The organism is Dictyobacter alpinus (assembly GCF_003967575.1).
Lineage (GTDB): Bacteria > Chloroflexota > Ktedonobacteria > Ktedonobacterales > Ktedonobacteraceae > Dictyobacter > Dictyobacter alpinus.
The window spans coordinates 78,987-102,404 of record NZ_BIFT01000003.1 but is presented as its reverse complement, the minus strand read 5'-3'; the positions used below and the strand labels follow the sequence as shown (position 1 = coordinate 102,404).

Sequence of the window (23,418 nt, the reverse complement as noted above, 5' to 3'; positions counted from 1 at the left end):
CTGAGCCTGCTTTACTGTGTGTACTGGGCAAGAGCCTTTCCGTCTTTGGTCAACCCCTGCATAATGCGGGCTTTCTCGATGACGGCCTGTGCCCAGGCTCTCTTGGCCATTTCCAGCCGCCACCAAACCATGTAGGCGGAGTGGAAGCGCTCATCGCCGTCATAATAGAGCCAGGTGGCGGCTCCATTCATCATCAAGCCAAAGATTAAACAGATGTGAATGGGAATGTGGAATGCGAAGACGAACGAGAGGTCCGATACGGCGTCAATGAGGAAGCCCAGGCCCGTGAAAAAGAGGCCGACACGATCATTGAGCGCGACTTTGATGATCCCAAAGCGCTGGTCCTGATGCTGCGTGATGTGCTCCGCTTTCCAGCGCTTGGAGATGCGTTGACATCCCGCTTGCAGCAGGAGCTGCGCCACGACGGCGATCACCAGGCCGATCAGGGCGTAGATGGGGTTGCCACTCAGAATCATCCCTAACCCCTTGAAGGGGCCATAGGTGGCCAGCGTCGTATCATGGATACCCACACAGATCTGGACGATGCTATAGAACGTGGTGATGATCTGGACGCCGTTCGCGCCCAGGCCGGTGTACTTCTCGGCCAGTCCCAGGTTCATCTGCCGTTTCGGGGAGCTAATCTTCGTCGTTGTCTCCTCGTAGGCAAGCTGTTCCTGGGGCGTTCCCTGCTTTTTGTTTCCGCCCGTCTGCTGGGGCTGAGGTGCCAGGCCGCTATAGGGAGGTACCCCTCCACTGTAGTTATTTGAGGCGGAACCAGGTGCTGAGCGGACGGTGAAACCGCCGGTATTCTGCGTCATGCTATCTCCTTTTTTGCGAAACATGAATCATGCTGAAGGTGAGGGCTTAGTACCGTCATCCACACTGCCGAAGCCTTCGTGATGTGAGATGCCGGTGGAGCAGGATGCTCGTTTACAGCTCATCCTGTAAGCTGGATCTGGCTGCTGGGGGAACCTCCTTTCTTATGGTGGGCAGGACACGATCTACAGCAGAGAGTGAAAAAACGCCTTGCACGTCGTATCGTTGAGAACACCGATCAGGGGAAGATGGTATGCCAGGAGGTGATGACGGAAGGCGTGGTGCCTCATGGTGTGAAACGCGACTTTCACATCCGCACAGAGGTGCGGTCCCACAGCTTGGACGAGGCAGTGTTGTGTTAGCCTGGACGATCTACGAGAGAGGTACGAAAGAAGAGAAGCACCAGGCGCAGCGCTGTAACGGAACTCCCATACTTCATATTCTGCAGAGTTGCTCCTCTTCTGATGTGAGAGCATAGCAAGGAAGTGTCTCTTTTCCTTCTCGATAGGCTTTGTACAGCCGATGCAATCCATCTATGAGTATGGGAGACGATGCACCCTTTAAGAGTGCGAGGATGACGGGCACACGCGTATCTATTGTCTCACTCATCCCTCGTGTTTCATCGACTGCTACTGCGCTCTCTTCTGTTTGTGGCCGATCCAACCCATACACTCGTGCAGCACTCGCAACTCTCAGCGAACCAACCGGCTTGTTTGCCTTCTGGATGATGTAGCGTGCTTTCACGATGTCCCATCGAGCAACAAAAAAACGAAACGTCTCAAAACGTTCACTTTCTGGCAAACCCTCTCGGAACGCTCCTAGTTCCGTAAAGTCAACTGTGTTCAAAGCCTTCCTTCCTTTATTTATCCCGAAAGCGCAGCAAGCTGTAGCCGTGGAGAGGCCTGATAGTCTTCTGCGACCAAAGAAGCCTTTGTTCCAGTCTGCCGGCGCTGGCGCTTTCGACGCGAGGATGCAGGAGCCTCAATGCACTCCTGCTGATCGGACTCACTGCACTGGCCATCTTGCTCTGCTGGCGAGATGCCTGGCGGAAGCTGTTTTCCGATATAGACTGAGGTCACACGACCGTTTTCTTTTTTTCGCCAGTAGGCGTACCAGTAAGGACCGTGGCCCTGGCCGTGCTCACAGGTCTTGCAGGGTTTCCTCCCGCATTTCCTGGATTGCAATTGATAGGTGACATGTTCTCCGTTGGGTGCAATGGGCCGTTTTGTCACGAGAGACTCCTTCAAGAAGCTAGGTGAGACGATATCCGAGGATAACGCTTGGCACGCGTTCGCACTCTGCTCATGTGGTGGGACTGATGGGTATCAGCGCTGAGGGGATGGTGGATCGATGACAAACCAGACGCGGCAATGGGCCTTTGTCTGCACATAGGGAAGAACGGCACCGAGATCGCACTCCTGCCCCGTTCCCCGCCGCTCACAACCGATCAGCAGGAGGCAACACTGGTGATCTTGTACCTCTTCAATGATGGCTGCTCCGGCCTCGCGTGCCTGGACGACTTCCGTTACCGCTGTGCAGCCAATCTTTTCGGCGACGTGCAATGCTGATGTGAGCAGAGCATCGGCCTGTTCAGTCTCACTGGGAAGCATTGCTTTCAACGGGAGGGAGCGGGGAACAACGAGAATGTACATGATGATCAGTTTTCTCTTGGCGGTTTTCGCGATCTGGCAGGCCAGCGAGACGAGATTTGTATCCAATCGTGTGCCGCTGATGACGACTGCGATAGTCTGGCCAGAAGTATCTTCACCCAGCACGGCAGCGCTAAGATCAGCGTCTTCCCTCGTTTTGGAACCCCAGAGGCGTATCATCATTTCCCTTTCGATGAACTGCATATACTGTGGGTAAGAGCGGCGAATGATGCTTGTTGCCAAGCCTACAGGGTCCGGGTTTGTGAAGATGTGGCACCACTCGCGGTGCTCGAAGATGACGACTGCGCCGGCGCTCTTCTCTTCATAGCAGAGCCAGTGGTCAAAGAGCGCGCCAATTGTGAGAGCTGACTGTGAGAGGAGTTGAGCAGCTCTGTGAACGGCAATCATGAAGCCACCGTGTGCGCCTGTCTTCACCCAATAGACACCATCTGTCACATGAGTGATACTCTCTGCCTCTCCCCAGGGGGTGGGCGTGCCTTCGGTCATGGAGAGTGGTGGTGGTCCTGTAATGGTGTAGGTATCGTAGGAATACCAGGGGAACCAGCGAAGCTGATCACGGCGGATATGCTTTTCGCTCAGTTGGGCTTGGAAGTGGCGTATACTGCTCTGCCTCCCATCCCTTCTGGTATAGTATTTGGTGCCATCCCGGCGATACTCAAACATTCCCAGCGTTAGTGTTCCTGCGAATCGACGGATCTGCCAGAGAACATTCTGGTCATCGGGGCCACATAATTCGCTGCGCATCTCGCCGGACCCGGACCCATAATCGAGTAACGTCAACAGCTTTTCGTCGGAAAAATGACCGACATACATCCCGGGATATAAGGTTTCGACTGGACACGGAGGTATGGGCGGTGGTCCGCCTCGTTCCTTCTGAGTACATCGCGTACATACAGGCAGATGAACGTTCCCACCGATAAAGTGCCCAACGTGACCCTGGGGAATGAAGCTTCCGCAGTCAACACAATGCATGCGATCTCCTTTCGTTTCGCAGATGAACACCGCCACCCGCGCAACGAACGATCCGTGCAGGTGGCGGTCAAGGTGTGTAGATTTGTTATTTCCCAGCACTGAGGTGATGGTGGATCGATGATAAAGCAGACAGAAATGGTCAGGTGATCCCCTTAACAGGGCCATCTGATCATTTCTGCAAGGAACAAGGGTCCATGTGACCTGACAGTGGGGTTGTATACCTCAGTGAGGAATCATGAAGATGCAGTATCCGGCTCAAGGGCTGGCAGGAATGGACGGAGATGTTCAAATTCCTCTGAACATGTTTCCATCTCCTTTGTCGCTGTTGCTGTTACCTGGCGCAAGTGTTCCACGCGTTCCATCAAGAGCCTAGCGCGTTGTTGCATTACTTCTTTAATAATGGCTACATCTTGCAGAGCGCAGGCACGTATGTGTGGGATAAGCAGCCGTACGACATCGTCGGTTTTTTCCTCTTCGTGGGTCATGGTGGTATTTTGCTCCGCACGCTGCAATTCGCCCAGTAAATCGCTGGTGGGCACACTCATCAGACGTTGCCTAGTGAGCGCTGCTTGCTTGTCATAGAATTCTCTTTTTGCCCGCTCATACACTTCATTAAAGCTAGATGTCGTCATTTCTCTCCTTCCGGTATGATTTTCAAGCACTGGTCATTCTTATCAAGGCTACACTACGAGGACAGTGAGAAATGCCAGGCGAGGAGTCGAACCTCGTGTGCTTCTATGCACGCCGACCATCGGACTGGCTTTTATGTATCAATTGTAGGTGCTACTCTCGTTGAGGGTTATCTCGTCTTCTGTCCAGAGATCCATTCCATTCTTTCGGCTTGTGCAGTAAGCAAGTTCAATCGTTACGAATTGCTAACCCGATCAACACTCTCAACCAGAGGATCATGAGAACATCAAAGCCTATGCCCCAAACAAGGCCAACACCTAGATCCCGAAGCGTAGCTCCGATATTGAGTGTGGACAGCATCAGGCTAGCCATGGGAGTGAGGCTGAGTAAAGTCAAAAGCAGGAATATTCCTGCGAAGTGAAGGTTTATCCGCAGGAAGGACAGTAACCATCTTCCTGCTTCTGTGCGTATCAGAAAACGTCTGAAAACGATGATTATCACGCAAACAACAACGATCCCTATTTCCCAGGCCAGAATAGAAGGTGTAGGGAAGGGAAGATCGAGAGGCATTGGCTTAACAAGAGCTTTTGCTATATCAGAGTCCATATGGCTCCTTTGTAATCATTGTGTGTTCCTGGGGGGCGAGGAATAAGCCAAAGACATACACCGCCACCTGCACGACGAACGATGTGTGCAGGTGGCGGTCCGTACGTATGGAACTGTTTATTTCCCGGCGCCCAAAAGCACGTTCACTTTCGTACCGCACACGGAACAGACTCCTTTGAGAGCAGGCTTCCCATTTTTCATGGTGACGCGCTCCGTATCCTTCAGGTCCTGCTTCTGCTTGCATTTGACACAGTAACCCTGCTGTTCTGCCATAGTTCACCTCCTTTCAATGAATGGATTTCTAGCGTTATCTGTCTGTACGTGCCCTCTTTGTTGACCCGTAGTGAACTTCACGTAGGAGTCACTGCACTGGCCCCAAAAGAGGGTGGGCGGTCATCTCTCTTCCTCGTTTAAGGCGAGGGCACGCTATCAGGCGGCCTACGCAATCGAATAACGTTTCCCTGCCCACAATATGGGCAAAGGAGGAGTGCGGTGCCACCGCTATTGACAGTAGCCACAACGTTCCTGGCATCCGCTAGCGGCGCGTAGAGCCGACCATGACAGACGAAGCAGTTTAGCTCCAGGTCGATCAGTTCGTGTTCTGCACCTGGAGGGTGCGGATTGTTTTTCTTCATGCCTCTCTCCAACGTCCTTTCTTGCCAACGTAGACCCTTCTACCACCTGGACAATCCTTGCGCGAAGCGACAAAACCCTTTCACAAGACGCTGTGCGCTTGCGCTCTCGGCAGAGAAAGCCACCGTTGTAGTCCGATATATTGGCGCTTTTTTCCTCCTCGTCTCCCTGTTTGTCGTCTAGAAGTACGTCTTTTCCGCTCTATGCAGCCATTTCTGGTTGCTGAATGCGCACGACGTACCCATACAGACGTGGTGTTTCGTCTTTTTTGAATCTCGGCTTGACTGGAGCCGGTACGATTTCGACAAGCTGCACCGCACTGGAGAGCCAGTTCACCAGGACTGAGCGTATTTGCTGATCTTGCAGCCCAATGTCTGCTTCGACAGTGTTTTTCTGTGCTGCTTGCTCCCTGTAAGAGCGAAGGGCCATTAACGCAGCCTGTAGCCATACTTTCTGCTGGAGCTTCCGGGATGTCGGATCTTTGCCCGTGATGGTTTTGAAGCGAGCCACAGCTTCCTGGGCAATGGCTTCCGGGACGAAGACAGGCTTGAGCCCCTTTGTCTTCGGCTTTTGCGCTTCTGGAAACTGTTCCTCATCGGCAAGTGGCAATTTCTGACTGACAGCACACAGAGGCCGATCAATAGGTCGCAGCAGCTTGAGCACTTCTGGCGGATAGGATGGCTTCGGTGTAGGCGCATCCTGTTCCCCATCGTCGGAATGCACGGCTGGATGGCTATGCTCGACCGGATGGCCCAGGATAGCGTGCGCCTTTTGCTCGACCTTTTCGCGAAGATCACAGGTTGCCAGCGTCAGGTCATGGCGCTCCAATTCAAGGGCCAAAGCGAATTCATCGCGACTAAGCGTCGTAAAATACGAGCGACCACATTGCCCATGAACACGGTGTGGAAGCGCGGCGACGCGGATGCTTACTGATCCATCGGCAAATACCTGGAGAACGCGGAAGTAACAGAGCCAGGCCGAGGATGCGAAGAGTTGCAGCTCCTCGCCATCGCCTGAGCACTTATTCTTGAGAATGCAGTCAGGTGCAACGTAGACCGGCGATTCAGCCTGTGGGGCAGAGAGGAGACCGCACTCCAGGTGCAGATCCTGGCGCGAGACCGTGGAGACGAACACCCGATCTGCCGCAGCGCTGCTGTCGGCTTCGTTGAGAGAGATACGCCGCAGGTCGGCGAGAGAGGGGGCGACATACGCCGTATAGGATACATAGCTGTTTCGCTTGAGAAGTTGAATATAGCACCATTCTCCATCATTGCTGACGTGCTTGCGAATGTCAGCTCGGATGATACTGGTCGGTGCGATATACACACCAAATGGTACAGCGTTTGTCATCATTCAGGCCCTCTCCAGCTGCGCCCCTGCGCAGATTGACATCTGGGCCTGTTTATGTGACACTGTTGCACAGGCCCGGAATTTGGGCGGCGAAAAGCCGCCTGGCTGAACGCCCTACTGCCGGAGAGGTCTGGTAAACTGTACCGGTAGCAAGGCTTGGGTCTACATTGAAGGCGTCTGGAACTGCAATTCCAGGCGTCTTTCTATTTTCTTATCTGAAAGCTTCCTCAAGATTTGAAGTATGCTAACAGGATCAATTCTTACGTTAACTGTCTCAAGAGAACCAACAGGTTCAATACGAATAGTAGCACAAGGATTTGTTTGTGTCAAGGTATAGACGTTCAAATTTTTATAAAGAGGTTCAAGAAGTCCAACAGAACATGGTATAATGATTAATATTGTTGCATAAGGATGGTTTTTATGAGTAATCATTCCAGCGATACGCAATCTGATCTGCCTAAACGTAAACGTTCAGCAAAAAAAGCTCCAAGTGACGATTTATTGATGGCTTCAGATGCCATCAAGGAACTGGGTATTCCTAAATCAACGTTTCAAAGGCTCGTTCAAGCAAAGAAAATACCAAAGGTGACGCCTTTTGGAAAAACAGAAGGATTTTATCCAAAAGAATTTATTATGCTGCTGTCATCACATCTTAAAGGGCAAACATCTTACAGTGAAGTGGCTGCTCTCCTAGAAAAGATGACCTCGAAGGAGCCGGAACAAGTAGGTGCCACAGACTGGATTCGACCCAGTGATTTGCCGTACGTTCTTGCCCTCGATTATGAGGTATATGGTACAGCTGATGTGGTAGATATGAATATTACTGCCAGGTGGTGGGAAAAGAACCCATATCAATGCCGTATCTTGTTTGATCAGTCAGATCGAACAAAGATCTGGGGCGTCCTTACAATCATGCCATTGCCACTTGAAATCATATATCAGTTGCTAGAGCATAAAATATCGGAACGCGATATCTCTCAAGATGACATCATGCTTTACGAGTCAGGAAAGACCTACAATGGTTATATTGCTTCGGCTGTTGTCCGACCAGAACGTCGAACATACTTTCGTATGCTAATCCAGAGTTTTCTTGCATTCTTTTGTGACCAGTATCCCTCTATTCAGATCGCAAAATTTTATGCTTACGCGTCTACTGATGAAGGATTTGATCTGATGCAACAACTACTTTTCTCACCACGGTATGATCTTGGTGACAATACTTTTGAACTCGATCCGATGCGTCGTAATCGCTCTAGGCTTGTTCGTTCATTCCAAGAATGCATCCGAAAAAAAATGGAGGGATCACAACACACGATTTGATAAGTTGTTAATGTGCTTTTGCTTCGAGTCTATCTGCCACATAGTTTTACCTTTGTAGTGCAAACCTTGTGCATCCTCTGTTAAGAGTGTAGCGAAGGATGGCATTGAGCGGGAACCCAAAATCATGCGAGATTTCAGCGAAAACCATGCGAGATTTCGGGGAACCACGCTTCCCAGACGCCTTCAGGGAGAGTCAAGTATGACAAGCGCTACCGAGAAACGACCGAAACACCCGAATAACATCACGAGGTTTCTGCGAGGGAAACCTATTGCCCAGGTGGCCAGAGAGTTGAAGATCGCAGAGCGCACCTTTCGAGGTTGGGTGTTGGGGGAGGTTCGCGTTCCCCAGCACTATGTCGAGCAACTCACCGAGTATTTTGGCTGCTCAGAAGTGCAGCTTCTCACGAAGCGTGTGGTCCCTGCCGGGAATATGCCCTACCAGCGCAATGCCCTGTTTACGGGTCGCGACGAGCTGCTTAGGCAGCTCCACCATGCTTTAAACAAGAATGCACTCGTCGCTCTTACACAGCCCCAGGCGCTGTGTGGTTTAGGCGGTATTGGTAAGACACAGACTGTGATCGAGTACGCGTATCGCTACTGCAACGACTATGACGTCGTGTTCTGGATAAAGACGGACACGCGCGAAAACGTCTTATCTGATATGTTGCATATCGCCACGTTGCTTGAGCTACCAGAGCGCAGCGCTCAAGACTCGTCTCTCATCGTTGCTGCGCTTAAAAAGTGGTTGCAAACGCATAAAGATTGGTTGCTCATTTTTGACAATGCTGACGACCTTACCTTCGTTAGAGATGCACTTCCCGCTACGTATGAGGGGCACGTTTTGCTGACGACTCGTGCTCAGGCGATGGGGAGACTTGCTCATCGTCTCGATGTTGAAGAAATGAGCGAAGAAATTGGAGCACTCTTCATCCTTCGTCGATCTGGGCGGATCTCGTCGGAAGGGGGGATGGATGATGCGAGCGAGGTAGATCGTCTTGCCGCCAGGGATCTGGTTCGCGAGTTGGGTGGCCTGCCCCTGGCGCTTGATCAGGCCGGGGCGTATATGGAAGAGAGTTCGTGTAGTATTACCGAATATCTGCAGCTATATAGGAAGGAGAGCCTGGCGCTCCTCGCGCGGCGTGGTGGTATCGTTAATGATCATCCTGCGCCAGTGAGCACAACCTGGTCGATCTCTTTTACCGAAGTTGAGTCGCTCCAGCCAGCCGCTGCTGATCTCCTCCGGGTGTGCGCGTTTCTCGATCCTGATGCTATTCCAGAAGAGCTGGTGGTGGAGGGAGCGGGAGAACTTGGACCCAGGCTCGTCTCAGTTGCGGCCAATCCACTTCTGCTTCACCAGGCTATTGCATCGCTGTGGAAATATTCCTTAATACGGCGCACGGTAGATGCGAAAATGCTCAGTCTTCATCGCCTGGTTCAGCTGGTGCAGAAAGAAACGATGGATGCAGCGGAGCGGAAAACCTGGGCCGAAAGAGTTGTGCGTGCTGTCCACCGCGTATTCCCGGCCAGGATAGATGTCTCATCCTGGCATGTCTGCCAGCGCCTGCTCGCACAAGCCCAGGTGTGTGCCTTGTTGATTGAACAGGAGCAATTTACCTTTGCGGAGGCCGCGCAATTGCTCAATCAGGCGGCGTATTATCTGCGTGAGCGAGCACGCTATTCAGAGGCCGAGGAGCTGTACCGCAAGGCTTTGGAGATTCGCGAGCAGCTCGTTGGTCCTCTCCATCTGGATGTGGCACAAAGCAACTACAATCTTGCACGGTTGTATTTTGATATTGCGCGCTATGAAGAGGCAGAGGCACTGTATCGCCGTGCGCTGGAGATCCGGCGGCACCTTCTGGGTCCCGATCATATCTTAGTGGCCCAGACCCTCAATAGCCAGGCTTTGACCCTCTGGGGAGGGGGCACTCAGTACGAGTATGCTGAACAGCTTTATGCGCAGGCCCTGGAGATATTTGATCGCACCGTTGGTCATGAGCACCAACTCACCGCCCACGCGATGAATAACCTGGCACTTCTCTACGAGACACTGGAACGCAAAGAGGAAGCTGAACAGTTGCATCTGCAAGTATTGGCGATCCGCGAGCGGCTTCTTCCCGGCGTTCACTTGGACACGGCACAGAGCTTGCAAAATCTTGCCTACATTTATGTTTCGCTGCAAAAGCGAGAAAAATATCCTGATGCTGAGCGCCTTTTCTTTCGTTCGCTGGAGATCCGCGAACAATTACTGGGTCCAGACCATCCTCAAACTGCTCGGAGCCTGAATAATCTGGCGTTACTGTATGAGGCGCAAGACCGATACGAAGAAGCCAAGCCGCTCTATCAGCGTGCGTTAGAGATCCGGGAAAAGGCGTTGGGGTCCGAAAATCAGAAAACAAAGGTGACACGTGCTGCCTACGAAGCACTCCTTCAGCGTCTGGAGCAGACGTCGAGCACATGATGTGTGGGGAGAGAGCCATACAAAAAGCCCTGGGCACACTCTGACTGAGTAGCTCAGGGCTTTTTGTATGGCTGCTAGCGGAGCGCAATGAGGCCGCAAAACCTTCCAGCTTTGCCTTTTTCCGCGCGGTGTGAATAAAAAACATCTGTGCGGGCGTAGGTGTCTATCCCGGCGATCTCCATGTGCTCTTCCTGTATCCCGCTCGCCAGGAGCTGCGCGATCAGGGCGGCATTGAGATCCAGCAAGAATGAGCCATCCGACTGTGGCGCGAAAAAGGTGTCGGTCTGATCGCCGAAGGAGGCCTGAAACGCCTGGAGGACATCACCACGAACCTGAAAGTTGTCTTTTGCCATATTTGGTCCGATCCCGATGAGAATATCCTCTGGGTTGCTTCCGTATACTTCATGCATTTTCGTCACCATACTGGAAGCGATCAGGCCCGCTGTCCCGCGCCAACCTGCGTGGGCCAGCGCGATCACTTCGTGCTTTGGATCATAATAGGATACGACGGTGCAATCGGCCACCAGGACCGCGAGTGGTGCGTTCCGCAGATTGGTCAATAAGCCATCGGTGCCTTGAAGGGCCGCTGCCCTGTCAAGGGCGCCTCTTCCCCTGATTTCTTCCGTGACGACGGCGATATTTAATCCTTGGACCAATTGACCGATAGTGATGTCCTCTAGTGCGACCCCAGCAGCACGGCAAAGGCGCCGGCGATTTTCCAGAACGGACTGCGGATTGTCAGGTGTGCTGAGTGCAAGATTCAGTGTATCGTATGGGGATTCGCTTACACCACCCAACCGAGTTGAAATGACATTGACCACATGCTCATGAGATTGAAAGAGATGATAGGACAATAATGGAAGCTGGTCATGCCAGTTGAGAAGCATGGGTGTATCTAAATGGAGGTTGTTCTGTTCCTGTAAGAGCGGTTGCTGCATTCATTTCTCCTCAGTATGGATGTGTCCAGTAAAAGTCTTACTCGTATTGTAACATACCCTTTGGCTCTCCCTTCTCGTGCGTGAGCGAAAAGGCCCACAATCAATGAAAGGCGCAAGTATGCCGGCCTCGTGTGGGGGTTCTGTATGAGAAACGGACGGGTTTAGGTCAATTTGCGTGTTCGAGGGCATCCGCAAATGCTTCGACGCTCTCGAAGCGCTGAGCAGGATCTTTGGCAAGCGCTCTGAAGACCACATGTTCCACCGATGGGGGAATCGACGGCACTTTCGCCCGAAGCGATGGTGGCGATGAACGTATATGATGCATGGCAACCTCAACGGCAGAGTCACCCTCGAATGGGCACTCGCCACACAACCATTCATAGACCACAGCCGCCAGCGAATACTGGTCGCTGGCCGGACGTGGCTTGCCGTTGATTTGTTCAGGAGCCATGTACGCAACGGTTCCGATGGCTTCTTGGAGTTTGATGGATTGCGTTCGGTGTGCGGCCACCGCGATCCCGAAATCACTCAACATGATGGTCGTGTTCGACTCGACGAGCATGTTGTCTGGTTTTACATCGCGGTGGATAAGCCGTTGATGGTGGGCATACTGAAGTGCGGAGGCGACCTGGTTGACGTAGGAGCGGATCAGGGCCAGCGGGAGCACTTCTCCCTCGTGGTGACGCTGGCGCAACGTGCCACCAGACGCATAATCCATCACTAGGTAAGGGGTCGAACCCTCTACGCCAAAATCGAGGATACGGATGATATGGGCGTGTTTGAGTAAGGCAATAGTTTGTGCCTCGTGAATGAACGCTTGAATGTTCTGGCCCGTCATCTGTTCCCGCATGACCTTGACCGCTGCATAGGTGTTCAGATATGTGTGGCGGCCCAGATACACATCGGCAAAGCCGCCGGAACCAAGGAGGCGCTGGAGGTGATAATTTCCGAGATCGACGGGGGGCAGCGCTTGACCTGACTGGCCAGCGATGGTGGGGCGACCGGCGATGGTGGGTTGATTTGCAAAATTGCGAGGTTGTGCTGGAGGAGCTGGTGGGAGCGGCGAGGCTCCAGGTCGTTGCCAGGAAGGCACCGGATGGGGCTGCTGGATCAGGGATGCCTGTGGCGTTGCTTGCACTCGGATTGTGACATACAGATCCCCTCTTTGTCCTCCGAACAATCCCATGAGTCCTTCACCCGGGACACGGAGCCGGGTGCCTGCTGAGGAGACACCTGCGGGTATGCCTATTTGGAGGCTTCTCTGGCAAGGAACAACGCCCTGCCCCTGGCAGGTATCACATTTTTTCGGAAGAAACATGCCGGAGATAAGGCCTTGTCCCTGACAGATAGGACAAGCGGTATTTGATCGAAAGGTAATGATAGAGGTGGTGCCAGCAAAAGCCTCTTGCTGCGTGATATCAAGAGGGACCTCGATATTATTATCGCTGTGCGACATGACATCATTGAGCAGATCCTGGTACATTCTTTCTTTACACCGCTTCTTTACGCCAGGCCACCCCGATCCGCCCGGCTCGATAAGACGCTAGCCTGTCTTCTTACAATACTAGACGTAGCGCAGGCGCGACTATCAAAAACAAGATATTCTTTCTTGTACAGCATACACTATTCTGACGAGAAAAGCAAAGTGCGAGGATCAGTCGCGCGAGCCGATGAAGACCAGCGCCAACCTCGAAAGCAGATCTGCACGCTGGTCCAGCAGGGCACTCTCCTCTTCTTTCGACCCTCGCGCTCCCTTTCTCACTGATCTTCCCCTCCGACAGATACCTATGCGACAGCTCCCCCTCTATCGCCAGCAATTGACCGGTCATCAATCGGATTCTTTTTGTCGGTATCAATAGTCATTACCGATAAATAAATATAGCCAATATCCGACACTTTATAGATCAATCGCTATTGTCCGGTAATGACTATTGATACCGACAAAGTATTTTGAGCTTAAATAGACGCTCATAGCCAGGCGACTCTTGACCGGTCAATTGCTGGCGATAGAGGGGGAGCCGTCGCCCCTGGCCTGTCGGGCGCGAGCTGCTCACCCTCGGAAAGGCTCTTGCGGATGGCACAATAGCCAGAAAATCCAGTGCTCTCGGTGGCCCGATTGGTGCAACCGGCAGCCAGGCACCGGAAGTTCGGCTCAACCGTTTGGATCGGCCCCTGGTAGACCCATTCCGCCAGCAAAATCTGTAAGAGTTTCCAGGCAGCCAGCTCATCGAGGTCAACTGCCTGTTCACCCTGGCCCCGGATCAGGCGCAGATAGACTCGTAGATCGATTCCAGGCATTCTCGCTTCGCCTTCATGGTATACTGGGATGTTGAAGGGCTCGCGGACGAGGAGTAGAACCAGGAGGACGCCTTGAAAAAAGTGTATCTTGCGCTCTCTGTCCCAAATAAGCGTGGACAGCAGATATTTGCGACTTTTGCTGATGCCATAGACAAGCATGAGCGCTTGAAAGTCTATAAGCCAGTTCAGAGAGAGTACTGGCTGGAGAGCGAGATCCAGGGAGCGCTCGCGACGCTCACCCAGGACCTCCAGGAAAAAGGATATGCTGTTGAGGTTGTGCCCATCAGTGAATACCACGGTATTCTCGGCAGGCGCAACGTCCAGACCCAAGCATAAGTTGCACACGCCTTGGCGCGGAGTCGGAGTATTTTATTCGCCTTCTTTTACTAATCAGCCTCTCAGGGCATGCGTTGACGTGCAATATGAGTCATAGTATGGAACAATACATCTCGGTCAAAATAGAGGAGGCCAGTGACAGGCTCCAGGCTGATCCGTTAGAGCAGATAGGACACCTTTCGTGGATACGCGTGTGCCAGGGGGTCAAAGACAAGCAAAAAGGGAGAAGTGCAAATGCCAGGCCAAGATCCGGGCCGCACTGGGGAGATCGAACAACGCAGCGCTCTCGCCCGTGCTGACATCGCTCGTGAGAAAATCACGCAAACGTTCGGGGGTCTTACCGAGCAATCTCTCGACCTGCTTGTAGATCTTTCTCTACGAGATGCAGATCTGGCTCGCCTCGTTGGTCAGGCGCTTGCTCGTGAGCGTGACCACGCTCTTGCGAACCACGCCAGAGCGGAGCAAGAACGGATAGCCCTGGTCGTGCAAGCCAGAAAACGTGCGGCTGAACTGGGCTACCCAGCAATTGACGCACTTGATCTGGACGAAGGTGAGCGCCACTGGCGGCAATACCTCGCGAATCCCAAGCACGATTTGATCCTCCTGCTGACCGAAATCGCCAAACTTGTGGAGAAGATCAGGACTCTCAAGGTGAAACTCTCCTTGAGAGTCGAGAACAATAGTAAGTACGTGCGTGGCAAAGGGAGGGTGCGCGACGAATTGAGCGGTATATTTTGAGTCAGTACGTCATGGAAAAGCATCCGAACGAGGTAGATTACATTCTCACCATTCCTTACGAGACAGATGAGCAATTAGAACAGGTTATTTACCGGGATATTCTCCAAGAGGCCGCATCCTATGCCGACGCGCGGAATTGCTTCATCGAGACAGATGTCGTTGCACTAGATGACCCAGGCCGCCATTGGTAAAGGCAAGAGTGAACATTCGAGTGAGGCATCATGCTCGCAGATATCCTGGCGCGCCTTGATAAGATTGGGGGCATACACAGGTGCTGGCTCCAACAGGGGAACAGAAAGGGAGAGGAGCGATGGCAAGACGACACCCATGCTTGCTCGTACAACACTTGCGTGGCGAAGAGCAGTGGATTGAAGATCGTGTGATGCGCTGGCTGGAAAAATTGCATCGGCGTCCAGAAGATGTGCGGTTTCTGATGACTGAGGGAGCAGTTGAGCCAATCATGCCTCCACATGGACAAGTGCTGACGCTCTCGTTTACTGACGGCAGCGAGGTTCGTCTGCATCTCTTTCAATTGACGGATGCAGAACGTAGGGAGCTGTTGGAACGCGTGAGCAAGGCACTCTCCATCCTTGAGGTGCAGAGCCAGCCCGATACCAGAGATCCTGCACTCGCCGCAGCACGGCAGGCGCTTCAACTATTACAAGATGAGGTCGAGGTCGCAGTTCTCCCCAAAGAGGAGAGAACTCTGAAAGGCTGAAACCATCAGTCCCCTTGGCCAGGGTCGCACGAAGCGCCAGTCGCGCGGTTCGTGAGCTACTGTTCCTGGTCTGACGATTGATCAAGGCTGGCTGTCTTCGTTGTCCTTGTGGTCTTCTTGGTCTTCTTGGTCTTCTGGCGCTTCTGTGGTCGCCTGATAGTGTGGGCAGTCAAAGCAGGGAACATAGCGCTTACTGGCGCTGTCCCAGAAGACTACAAGCCGACCTTGCATCTCAGCAGTGAGCCAGCGCTCGCGGCTTTTGTCTTTGGCGCCTCGGTCGAGCAGAAGTGGTTCGATCTGCGCCTTGACCAGGTGATCAAGGCCGGTCGTCGTCGCGACGCCATGCTCGCGGAGAAAGGCAGTCAGGCGCGCACTGCCAGGAGGTGGCTCGGCCAAGCTTCGATCCGCTGGATACGTTGGTTCTGGCTGATGCCGCTTCGCCCCCGTGCCAGTTTCCGGTTGCTGCCCCTCTTGCGTTACCGCTTCAAATGGCTCGCCCAGGTGAGAGAACACCAGCATGTGGAGCTGGGCCAGATCGGATTGCAGAGAAAATATTTGCCCCTCCGCGTGGAGCAACCTGCTGGCGAGTCCCTGAGCATCCAGTTCAAGCTTCAAAAAGCGTGTGAGCAATTCGCGTTGACTCATTGACAGTGTCGCTCTCAAGCGTTCTATTTCTTGCAGGGGAATAAGAAATTCAGCGTTATCATAGTCATAGCGCCGCTCTATTGCCTGGATACGACCTGCTTTGATCCAGCGCAACATCGTTTTGTAGCCGATGCGGAGTAATTCGCTGGCTTTCACGGCGTTGATATATTGATCGTCCATTGGTTCTGATGGTTCCATCGCGTATCCCTTCTCTCTTTGCCTTCCCCATCCCGCGCTGTGAACATGTTTCTGGCCAACGAACCGATAACTGACCAGTCATACATCACCGATGGCCTACCGACAGTCGCCTTTCTGGAAGAGGGCAGACTATGGTGCTGACGAACATCAAGGAGGCGTGCTTGTTTTCGGGCGCAACCTGACCCTGGCCAATGAGGTAATGTTCCATCCGTGCCCCCCTGGTCGAACCCAGAGCGGCATTGCTTCGTTTTCTCCGCTTTTCCCACCTGCCACGCCTAAAAGATTGTCGGCCTCGTTGTAAACCACCACTATGCGCCAGGTAGGCAGGCGTACCTGCCAGTTGAAGCGCTCAGACGGGATGACTCCCCGGATCGCGACCTCTGGCTCGCAGTGATACCGGATCTCATAGCGGTTGAGTTCCTCAAGCAGCAACTCGACTCGATACGGAAGTGAGAATATTACTTCCTCTGGTGTAAAGTGTAGTGCCTGGCGTAGAACCGTCATTCTCCCTGTCTGTGTGAGGCGGAAGAAGAGGAGCTGCTTGCGCCAATGTTCGGGGTAGCCAGGCTGCGAGGGTTCCAGTTCTCGGCCCGCTTCCTCAATCAGGCCACGCCACTTGAGGCTTTCAATCGTCGCGGGGGAGAGGCGTGAGCCATTGCCAATCAGGACTTGATCATGGTAGGGAACGGAGACAGCATGACTGCTCATGCACACGGTATAGCTGGAAGAGAGCGCGGCCAACACGCGAGCCTGTGCCTCGGTCAAGCGCTCGCGCGGTCCTCTGAATTCTTGTAAGGGAACGAGTGTCTGCTTGTCTCGCTGGTCATCAGGTTTTGCCACGAGTGTTCCTCTCTTCATGTGTAGAATGCCGGGCCGCCAGCTCCGCTATGGTGCAATTTGTTCCTTGTATCCTATCATCTTCACGAACAGGCTGTCCATTGTACAAGAGAAATGTCGCAAAAGCGCTGCCGATTGGCTGGTCCAGATCACTCCTCATATGGGACTAGGGCTGCTGGCTCGCGCTTGCGTCTGCTCGCCCCTATGCTTTCCACCGGGTGTCTCGTTCTCGGCCCGGATGGCACTGGTGGCTTTCCTGATCGCGGCGGACCCGTTGCCCTCACTTGAGGTCAGGAAGTTTCCCCTGGCTGCTCAGGTCAGGGCATGAATGGTATCCTGCTGTGTCCACAAGGAAAAAAGGTATCTCCCACTCGTCGAGCTCCAAATCTGCACGCTCTCTTCTCCATCCTCTGATAGCAGATATCTTTCATCAGGTAATCAGTCTGCACCCATCCGTGGCTCTGTACAAAGAGGCATCAGCTTTTTCCTGGGTGCTCATTGTCTCTGTTTTGGATGCGATGGCTACACATCCCAACGTCAGAGAGCAGCAGCTTCTCCGGTTTGACATTGTGGTGAATGTGGCGGTGATCGCGGGTGTGCTGCAAAGCGCCCTCAATCCACGCCGTATACGATGCGTTTGAGGGAAAGGCCAGTTCTGCATGGATAGAGGGTGCATGTATTGAAGAGCATGTGAGAGCACGCTCCTTTTTTTGAACAGGAAGGCTGATGCTACCAAACTTCCTATCCAGACGATGATTTTTTGGGGATGCATCCCCAAAGGAGAGGGAAGTGCTATACTTATCCATAAGGGTGGCGGTCATCAGAACCGCACGTTATTTGTTGTCAGGAGCACGCGTCTTTCTGAATGCCGCCGCAGAAAAAAATACTTTGGGGATGCATCCCCAAAGGAGAGAAAACGCAAGGAGTTTCATCTCTATTGAAAGGAAGTGCTCATGGTTGATTTGCAGAAAATCGTGAAGCAGATCAATGGAATCAGGAATATTTACATGTGGTCGGGCAAGGGGGGAGTCGGGAAGACGACGGCTGCGATCAACCTTGCGACCTGGCTTGCGGCTTCAGGTCGCAAGGTCGCCGTTGTGGATACTGATAGCCATCCCAATACGAGTAGCCTCAAGGATATGTCCAAGGTTCGGGAAGATAGGCGATATACCCTCTCTGATGTCATTCAGCGAGAAAAACCCTTCCTCGATGCGATGTATCAGGTTCGCAACGGGCTGTATGTTGTTCCAAGCGAGACAAATATCGAGGTCGCGAAGACGCATATTATTATCAACGAAGCGCAGGATGTCCTTCTTGACCGATTCTACGCATTAATGGCCCAGCTCGCTCCGCCCCCGGAAGATCCCCCTTTCTGGCAAGAGAAGACCTATCTTGCCCCTCACCACCTTCCGCCGTTGGCCGAGCTCTCCGACCTGGAGATGCAAGCGCCTCCAGCGTATCTGGAATACATCATCTGGGACTTTGCCGCAGAGCCCGGAGCGCTGGGGAAGGCTATCTTACGTCTTCCAAAGGGTGAAATCTGGTCCCCAGTACTGTTAGAACCTTATCCCCTTTTGGCGTTTGCTCAGATGAAGCAGCAAACTACGCAGATGTTTCAGTATCACCCGGTAGAGCGCCGACCCGTGCTCAAAGGGGTATTTCCGTTTATGCTTACGCACAAGACGGAGAAGGTAACGGAGGAGTTCGCAAAGCTCTATCTTGCCCATCAGGATATCTTTATGCATCCTATTCACAACGATGATAAGGTGGCCGCAACCCAGGACTACTACCCTGCCCAGAGCATTTATGAGGTTGACCAAACCAGCCGGGCTGGGCGCGAATTTTTTGAACTCGCCATGCGGCTTGATGGGTATCAAGGATCGTTTGGAAAGAAAACACATTGTCCCCATTGCGAGGCGATCTATGAGTGGGCGCGCCAGCAATCAGGAGGAGAAGGAGCGTAAGGTCATGGCAAAACAATCTGGTGGCGCAAAGACACTGCAAGGGCTCGCATCACTCACCAGTAAGATCAATCAGGGTGAGGTCATAGGGGTGAGTGGATCCTCTTCATCTAGTCTCTATCAAGTTTTTCTTGCCCCTATCGACGATATTTTACCGAGCAAGTATCAGACGAGAGAGGCTGAGAATCCCAAGCGTTTTGAGAGTCTGGTGACCTCTATGAAGCAGACCCCACCGCAGGAATTCAAAGATGCCCTTCCGGTACGCCATCATCCCGATCAGGATGGGAAATTGCAGGTGGTGAGGGGGGGACATACCAGACTCAAGGCCGCAAAGGCCGCCGGGTTAAGTCAGTATCCGGTCATCCTGGTTGAGTACGATAATAAACGATCAGCGTTTGATACGGCGAGAGAGAACCTGGCACGGGAAGATTTGACGCCAGTAGAAGAAGGACGCCTTTATCTTATTTTTAAGCATGAGTGGGGATACACACAAGAAGGACTAGAGGCAGAACTTGGTATCAGTCGAAACCGTATTAAGGAATGTATGGCTGCTGCACAGTCGCACCCGCTTATTATCGAGATGTTTACTCGTATTAAGGAAATGGAGAGCAGTGCAAAACGGGGGCTACTCGCTGCAAAGCATTTGCGCCGGCTTGAGGTATTGGACGAGCGACAGCCAGGGCTCACCGCGCGTCTCCTCTCTCCTTTGATTGATGCGTTCCTCTATGAAAAGCTCCTGACAGATGCTCTTGATATCGCCACGAAGCGTATTGTGGCCTCAGATGATCCTGAAGCCACCCTGGCTGCTCTTCTTCGTGATCTCCAACAGCAGGAGGAGACAGGAGAACAGCCAGAGTTGGAGTCCGTGAAGAAAGACGTATCGAAAAAAGAGACCGCCATTCCTGAGATCCAAAGGAGTACGAAACTACACCTCGCAACGCAACGGTTACGGCAATTCGTCAGCTTGATACAAGACAGGTCCCCATCTGAAGAAGAGCGAACCATTCTCACAAATATGAGAAATGAGATTGAGGCGATCTTACAACGAGCATAAGTAGCATCTTGGGGATGCATCCCCAAAAGTAGCAGCGGTGTATGAGCTGGGCGTAGTTTCTGAATGCAAGGGGATCGGGAACCTGGTTTGCGCCTCGCGAGCAGAGGAGTTCAAAGGGTGTGCTATACGGCACACCCTTTGTTTTGAGCTGAGTTCAAGGGTGTGCCGTATAGCACACCCTTTGTCGCAAGAGGCAATCATCGTGGTGATGGGTGAGAGCCGGGGGACTGTCATTATGGCGTGCAGCGTTAGAAGAGCTTCTCTTGTTTGGGCCCTTCTTCCAGGATCGTCCGATACTCGCGGCGGAGAAACTCCATGACTTCTTCAAACCGGTCGTCGTCGATCTCCTTATAACTGGTGGCAGGTCGGAAATGACTCTTCAGGCGACCGTAGACCATACGGTGGGCGATCTGGTCACTAATCGAGGCATTTTTCTTCTGGATCAATCGAACGATGTGCCCAACGGCGTTCTGCACTTTGATCGCGTGATCTGGAGAGAGCCGTTTTGTTCTGGTGTCTACGCGTTCGAGCTTTTCCTCAATGTCTTCCTGACTTTGCAGATATCGGCTCAACAGTTCAATAGCCTGCTGCAGGTTCAGGGTTTGTGAGCTGGTGATCTCCAGGAGGCTCTCCAATTGAATGGCCTGGCTACTGACGATCTCTAACAGGCTTTCCAGCTTGATCGCTTGTGCGTCCGTTGCACCGAGCAGTTCGACGACACCCTGCTGGATAGAGGGGACGGCACCAGCGATGTCGTGGATTTGTTGGGCTAGCGTCATGAGAAGGGGGTTCTCCGGTTGAACCGTTGGAACCATCGAAGCGAGTTGTGGACCTTCCTTGAGGACACGGAGAAACACTTGCGTGGCGATAGGTGCCAGCTCTTCCTGATACCGTTCGATCTTCTCGCGGAGAAAGCGCTGCCTCTCTGTATCTCGCCGCATCTTGGCGCTCTCAACACCTGCCAGCCACAGTGCTATTTTGTCAGCTCGCAGGAAATTGATTTTTTGAGGGCCACCGCTGGTCTTTGTCGAGATGAGCCGCAATCCTTTGAAGAGGGTCGGAGTGCCTTTGATACGACGGACCTGAGATTGTGAGGCGAGGCCCAGGGCTTTACACATGCCTGGTATCGAGAGGTAGATACCTCCACCCTCAGTCAGGGCACCCTCCAATTTGTCTGCCATGAACTCGACGATCTCTCGGCGAGTCGCTATTTCTTCTGGAACTTGAATATCATCGACTTGAATATCATCGACCGCGTTGGACAAGACCTCTTCATCAAGCCCGTCATCTGTAGATTTGCTAGACTGATCGCTCATTTCATCTTGCATGATGCTTTTGCTCCTCTCAGAGAAACGCTCTGGTCTCTCTGTAACCCAAATAAACACGTCCTCCACACATGGTGAAAATGCATCGCTCCCAGAGCTGATACCGAGTCGGTTGCCAATGATGCAGCCTACTCTACCATGAATGGCGTAAAATGTCACGATGGTGTTGAGATTTTCCTTCTGAATGCTTTCAGTTGAGGTGACCCAATAGCCTTACTTTTCCACCTTGGGCATGGGTGCCTTTCTCTTGGTGTGTCGTGTAAACGAGCGCTCAAGCTGTATGATGACGTTTGCCAGTCCGCTTGCCGTATGGAAAGGAGCCATTAACGTGGCAATTTTGCCATACGCGTGCTGCTGGTAAGCTGAGTGAAGTTCCTGGGTATACTTCTTTGGCATCATTGTTTCCCAGCTTCCTTCAATGAGTACCGGAGCAGGCATACAGCGCTCATAGAAGCGCTGTATGCTTTCGGAAAGCATGACAGTACTGCAGCTGTTATCGCCATCACATGCCCAGACCAGTGCCTCCCTGGCTGGCGCAGAGGTTCCAGAGAACCAGGGGCAATCGGCGTAATGATCTTTCCATTGGTGTGGCCGACCGATTTGTAATGGCCCGAGCATCAGCTTTCGCCTCTCAATATCTTTGACCCCAATGAGCCACACACCTTCACGCGGTATACGACCAACTCGACGGTCTGCCTGCAATTCTCGCTCCTCTTGAGGATTGGCTCTTCGCGCCGATGGGAATGTACGTCGATCTTCACGGCATCCCTGATCCTTGAGCAGGAGCTGGCGTATCCGTGAGGCATTGACCCCAAGATGGAACGCCGCCTCTGCGGTGGTGAGCCAGTCATGTTCTGCTTCAATCTTCATAGGTCTTTTCCTGCCACGAAGGGAAGAATGCTTCGGACATAGCTTTGAGGGATCGATCATCTAACGCATTGGTGAAAAATATCTAACGCACGTTGGCCTCTTGCTTTGGTCTGGGACAAACGGTTTGTTGATTCTCCCTTCTCTAACGCATTATACAAAAATGTCTAACGCGATCTCCAGGCAACGCTTCAAAAAAGCAGCCGCCCATTGCTTTTGTCCGCGCACAAGCGAACGGCCCCAGTATGTGGGAGGTCGTTCGCTCTCTTGACCTTCTTCAATCTTTTCAGCAAGAACGAAGGGGACATGAACGATGGGCAGGCTGCTGGAGGGTCACCAGAATATGTTGCTGTTCTCGGTCTTGTTGCCATTGCTGGTCTCGCTCGTTCGTACGGTTCCTATGAATACCCCTATTTGAAACCATTTAGCTTCTTCCTGTTTTCGTGGCGTGCCCACTGGTTACTGTGCTGTCCCAGGAATGGTGATAGTCGGGAGCGTCGCGCTCGGTGGTGTCGTGATACCATCAATCTCCAAGGTGCCAGTGATAGCTGGGACCGGTTGGTTTGGCGTGGCATCGAACACCATGAAGCTATACAGAATACGGTAGTTATTGCTAACGAACGTTGGAGAGGCAGAGAGTGTTGCGCCGGCAACCCCAATATACATATTGGCCTGTGAGTATGGCCGCATATCGAAGACGCGCCCCCACCAGCTCTGGCAGCGGGCTGACCAACGTCGCTCGACGCTCCCGATGGTAATGCCATTCTCGACGATATTCATCTGGTCCAGCGTCTGGGCATCTGCCGCGCACCCTTGCAGCTCCGGGTCCTGAGTATTGCAATGTTCCGTGCTCGGTGCCTGCGCACAGGTAGCTCCTGTCGCCTGCTGAAGCGAGGCGGCAAAAGCATGAGGAGATCCATGCAGTGCGAAGACAAGGGAGAGACCCCCGGCGAGAAGAAGAATGAGGAGTATGCTCCCTGCGCTCAATAAAAGAGGTCGTCGTGTTCCTATAGTTTTTTGTGCCATCGTCATTTCCTTTCGGTGCTTT

At 52.8% G+C, this 23,418-nt stretch carries 25 protein-coding genes; 8 read left to right on the top strand and 17 right to left on the bottom strand.

The window, feature by feature from the left end; all coding sequences use genetic code 11:
* Positions 1 to 11: 11 nt before the first annotated feature.
* From EL633_RS35680 to EL633_RS35645, 9 genes are all read right to left on the bottom strand, one after another.
* The gene (locus EL633_RS35680) at positions 12 to 842 is read right to left on the bottom strand and encodes a hypothetical protein (RefSeq protein WP_126632086.1); all 831 of its coding nucleotides are present in this window, start codon (positions 840 to 842) and stop codon (positions 12 to 14) included.
* A gap of 409 nt (positions 843 to 1,251) precedes the next feature.
* On the bottom strand, positions 1,252 to 1,662 hold the full coding sequence (locus EL633_RS35675) for a hypothetical protein (protein WP_126632085.1): 411 nt from the start codon (positions 1,660 to 1,662) through the stop codon (positions 1,252 to 1,254).
* 17 nt (positions 1,663 to 1,679) lie between these two features.
* The gene (locus EL633_RS35670; protein ID WP_126632084.1) at positions 1,680 to 2,048 is read right to left on the bottom strand and encodes a DUF6788 family protein; all 369 of its coding nucleotides are present in this window, start codon (positions 2,046 to 2,048) and stop codon (positions 1,680 to 1,682) included.
* A 93-nt stretch (positions 2,049 to 2,141) separates the two neighbouring features.
* On the bottom strand, positions 2,142 to 3,458 hold the full coding sequence (locus EL633_RS35665; RefSeq protein ID WP_161982720.1) for a universal stress protein: 1,317 nt from the start codon (positions 3,456 to 3,458) through the stop codon (positions 2,142 to 2,144).
* Between the two features lie 233 nt (positions 3,459 to 3,691).
* A complete protein-coding gene (locus EL633_RS35660; protein WP_126632082.1) occupies positions 3,692 to 4,090 on the bottom strand; it encodes a hypothetical protein in 399 nt (132 codons plus the stop codon).
* Positions 4,091 to 4,316: 226 nt separating this feature from the next.
* The gene (locus EL633_RS35655) at positions 4,317 to 4,694 is read right to left on the bottom strand and encodes a hypothetical protein (RefSeq protein WP_126632081.1); all 378 of its coding nucleotides are present in this window, start codon (positions 4,692 to 4,694) and stop codon (positions 4,317 to 4,319) included.
* A 117-nt stretch (positions 4,695 to 4,811) separates the two neighbouring features.
* Positions 4,812 to 4,967 (bottom strand): DUF5679 domain-containing protein, encoded by a 156-nt coding sequence (locus EL633_RS37075; protein ID WP_170216772.1) that lies wholly within the window; start codon positions 4,965 to 4,967, stop codon positions 4,812 to 4,814.
* 137 nt (positions 4,968 to 5,104) lie between these two features.
* The gene (locus EL633_RS35650; RefSeq protein ID WP_126632080.1) at positions 5,105 to 5,329 is read right to left on the bottom strand and encodes a hypothetical protein; all 225 of its coding nucleotides are present in this window, start codon (positions 5,327 to 5,329) and stop codon (positions 5,105 to 5,107) included.
* A gap of 199 nt (positions 5,330 to 5,528) precedes the next feature.
* Positions 5,529 to 6,680, bottom strand: coding sequence for a hypothetical protein (locus EL633_RS35645; protein WP_126632079.1), 1,152 nt, complete (start codon positions 6,678 to 6,680; stop codon positions 5,529 to 5,531).
* A 417-nt stretch (positions 6,681 to 7,097) separates the two neighbouring features.
* Between EL633_RS35645 and EL633_RS35640 the strand changes: the two genes are divergently transcribed.
* Positions 7,098 to 7,997 (top strand): hypothetical protein, encoded by a 900-nt coding sequence (locus EL633_RS35640; protein ID WP_126632078.1) that lies wholly within the window; start codon positions 7,098 to 7,100, stop codon positions 7,995 to 7,997.
* A 199-nt stretch (positions 7,998 to 8,196) separates the two neighbouring features.
* Positions 8,197 to 10,455: an FxSxx-COOH system tetratricopeptide repeat protein gene (gene fxsT / locus EL633_RS35635; protein WP_161982719.1), complete on the top strand. Its 2,259-nt coding sequence runs from the start codon at positions 8,197 to 8,199 to the stop codon at positions 10,453 to 10,455.
* Between the two features lie 74 nt (positions 10,456 to 10,529).
* On the opposite strand, the gene pgeF is transcribed toward fxsT, so the two are convergent.
* From pgeF to EL633_RS35620, 3 genes are all read right to left on the bottom strand, one after another.
* A complete protein-coding gene (gene pgeF, locus EL633_RS35630) occupies positions 10,530 to 11,393 on the bottom strand; it encodes a peptidoglycan editing factor PgeF (RefSeq protein ID WP_126632076.1) in 864 nt (287 codons plus the stop codon).
* A 166-nt stretch (positions 11,394 to 11,559) separates the two neighbouring features.
* The gene (locus EL633_RS35625) at positions 11,560 to 12,876 is read right to left on the bottom strand and encodes a protein kinase domain-containing protein (RefSeq protein ID WP_126632075.1); all 1,317 of its coding nucleotides are present in this window, start codon (positions 12,874 to 12,876) and stop codon (positions 11,560 to 11,562) included.
* Between the two features lie 485 nt (positions 12,877 to 13,361).
* Positions 13,362 to 13,691: a hypothetical protein gene (locus tag EL633_RS35620; protein ID WP_126632074.1), complete on the bottom strand. Its 330-nt coding sequence runs from the start codon at positions 13,689 to 13,691 to the stop codon at positions 13,362 to 13,364.
* Positions 13,692 to 13,763: 72 nt separating this feature from the next.
* Here EL633_RS35620 and EL633_RS35615 point away from each other — a divergent pair, with 72 nt between their 5' ends.
* From EL633_RS35615 to EL633_RS35605, 3 genes are all read left to right on the top strand, one after another.
* Complete coding sequence (locus EL633_RS35615) at positions 13,764 to 14,027, top strand: hypothetical protein (protein ID WP_126632073.1); 264 nt, start codon at positions 13,764 to 13,766, stop codon at positions 14,025 to 14,027.
* Between the two features lie 234 nt (positions 14,028 to 14,261).
* Positions 14,262 to 14,765 carry a hypothetical protein gene (locus tag EL633_RS35610; protein ID WP_126632072.1) on the top strand — a complete coding sequence of 168 codons (504 nt, stop codon included), beginning with the start codon at positions 14,262 to 14,264 and terminating at the stop codon, positions 14,763 to 14,765.
* Positions 14,766 to 15,075: 310 nt separating this feature from the next.
* On the top strand, positions 15,076 to 15,483 hold the full coding sequence (locus EL633_RS35605) for a hypothetical protein (protein ID WP_126632071.1): 408 nt from the start codon (positions 15,076 to 15,078) through the stop codon (positions 15,481 to 15,483).
* 81 nt (positions 15,484 to 15,564) lie between these two features.
* On the opposite strand, the gene EL633_RS35600 is transcribed toward EL633_RS35605, so the two are convergent.
* Together EL633_RS35600 and EL633_RS35595 are read right to left on the bottom strand one after the other, a co-directional pair.
* Positions 15,565 to 16,326: a hypothetical protein gene (locus EL633_RS35600; RefSeq protein WP_126632070.1), complete on the bottom strand. Its 762-nt coding sequence runs from the start codon at positions 16,324 to 16,326 to the stop codon at positions 15,565 to 15,567.
* 147 nt (positions 16,327 to 16,473) lie between these two features.
* A complete protein-coding gene (locus EL633_RS35595) occupies positions 16,474 to 17,166 on the bottom strand; it encodes a hypothetical protein (protein WP_126632069.1) in 693 nt (230 codons plus the stop codon).
* Positions 17,167 to 17,182: 16 nt separating this feature from the next.
* Between EL633_RS35595 and EL633_RS35590 the strand changes: the two genes are divergently transcribed.
* From EL633_RS35590 to EL633_RS35580, 3 genes are all read left to right on the top strand, one after another.
* Positions 17,183 to 17,491 carry a hypothetical protein gene (locus EL633_RS35590; RefSeq protein ID WP_126632068.1) on the top strand — a complete coding sequence of 103 codons (309 nt, stop codon included), beginning with the start codon at positions 17,183 to 17,185 and terminating at the stop codon, positions 17,489 to 17,491.
* Positions 17,492 to 18,116: 625 nt separating this feature from the next.
* Positions 18,117 to 19,127 carry a ParA family protein gene (locus EL633_RS35585; RefSeq protein ID WP_126632067.1) on the top strand — a complete coding sequence of 337 codons (1,011 nt, stop codon included), beginning with the start codon at positions 18,117 to 18,119 and terminating at the stop codon, positions 19,125 to 19,127.
* A 4-nt stretch (positions 19,128 to 19,131) separates the two neighbouring features.
* Positions 19,132 to 20,178: a ParB/RepB/Spo0J family partition protein gene (locus EL633_RS35580; protein WP_161982718.1), complete on the top strand. Its 1,047-nt coding sequence runs from the start codon at positions 19,132 to 19,134 to the stop codon at positions 20,176 to 20,178.
* 248 nt (positions 20,179 to 20,426) lie between these two features.
* Here the strand turns inward: EL633_RS35580 and EL633_RS35575 are convergent, their stop codons facing one another.
* The 3 genes from EL633_RS35575 to EL633_RS35565 all read right to left on the bottom strand — a co-directional run bounded on the left by EL633_RS35575 (position 20,427) and on the right by EL633_RS35565 (position 23,396).
* Complete coding sequence (locus EL633_RS35575; RefSeq protein ID WP_126632065.1) at positions 20,427 to 21,506, bottom strand: phage antirepressor N-terminal domain-containing protein; 1,080 nt, start codon at positions 21,504 to 21,506, stop codon at positions 20,427 to 20,429.
* A 210-nt stretch (positions 21,507 to 21,716) separates the two neighbouring features.
* Positions 21,717 to 22,373, bottom strand: a complete 657-nt coding sequence (locus tag EL633_RS35570) for a hypothetical protein (protein WP_126632064.1) — start codon at positions 22,371 to 22,373, stop codon at positions 21,717 to 21,719.
* A 456-nt stretch (positions 22,374 to 22,829) separates the two neighbouring features.
* Complete coding sequence (locus EL633_RS35565; protein WP_161982717.1) at positions 22,830 to 23,396, bottom strand: DUF2690 domain-containing protein; 567 nt, start codon at positions 23,394 to 23,396, stop codon at positions 22,830 to 22,832.
* Positions 23,397 to 23,418 lie beyond the last annotated feature (22 nt).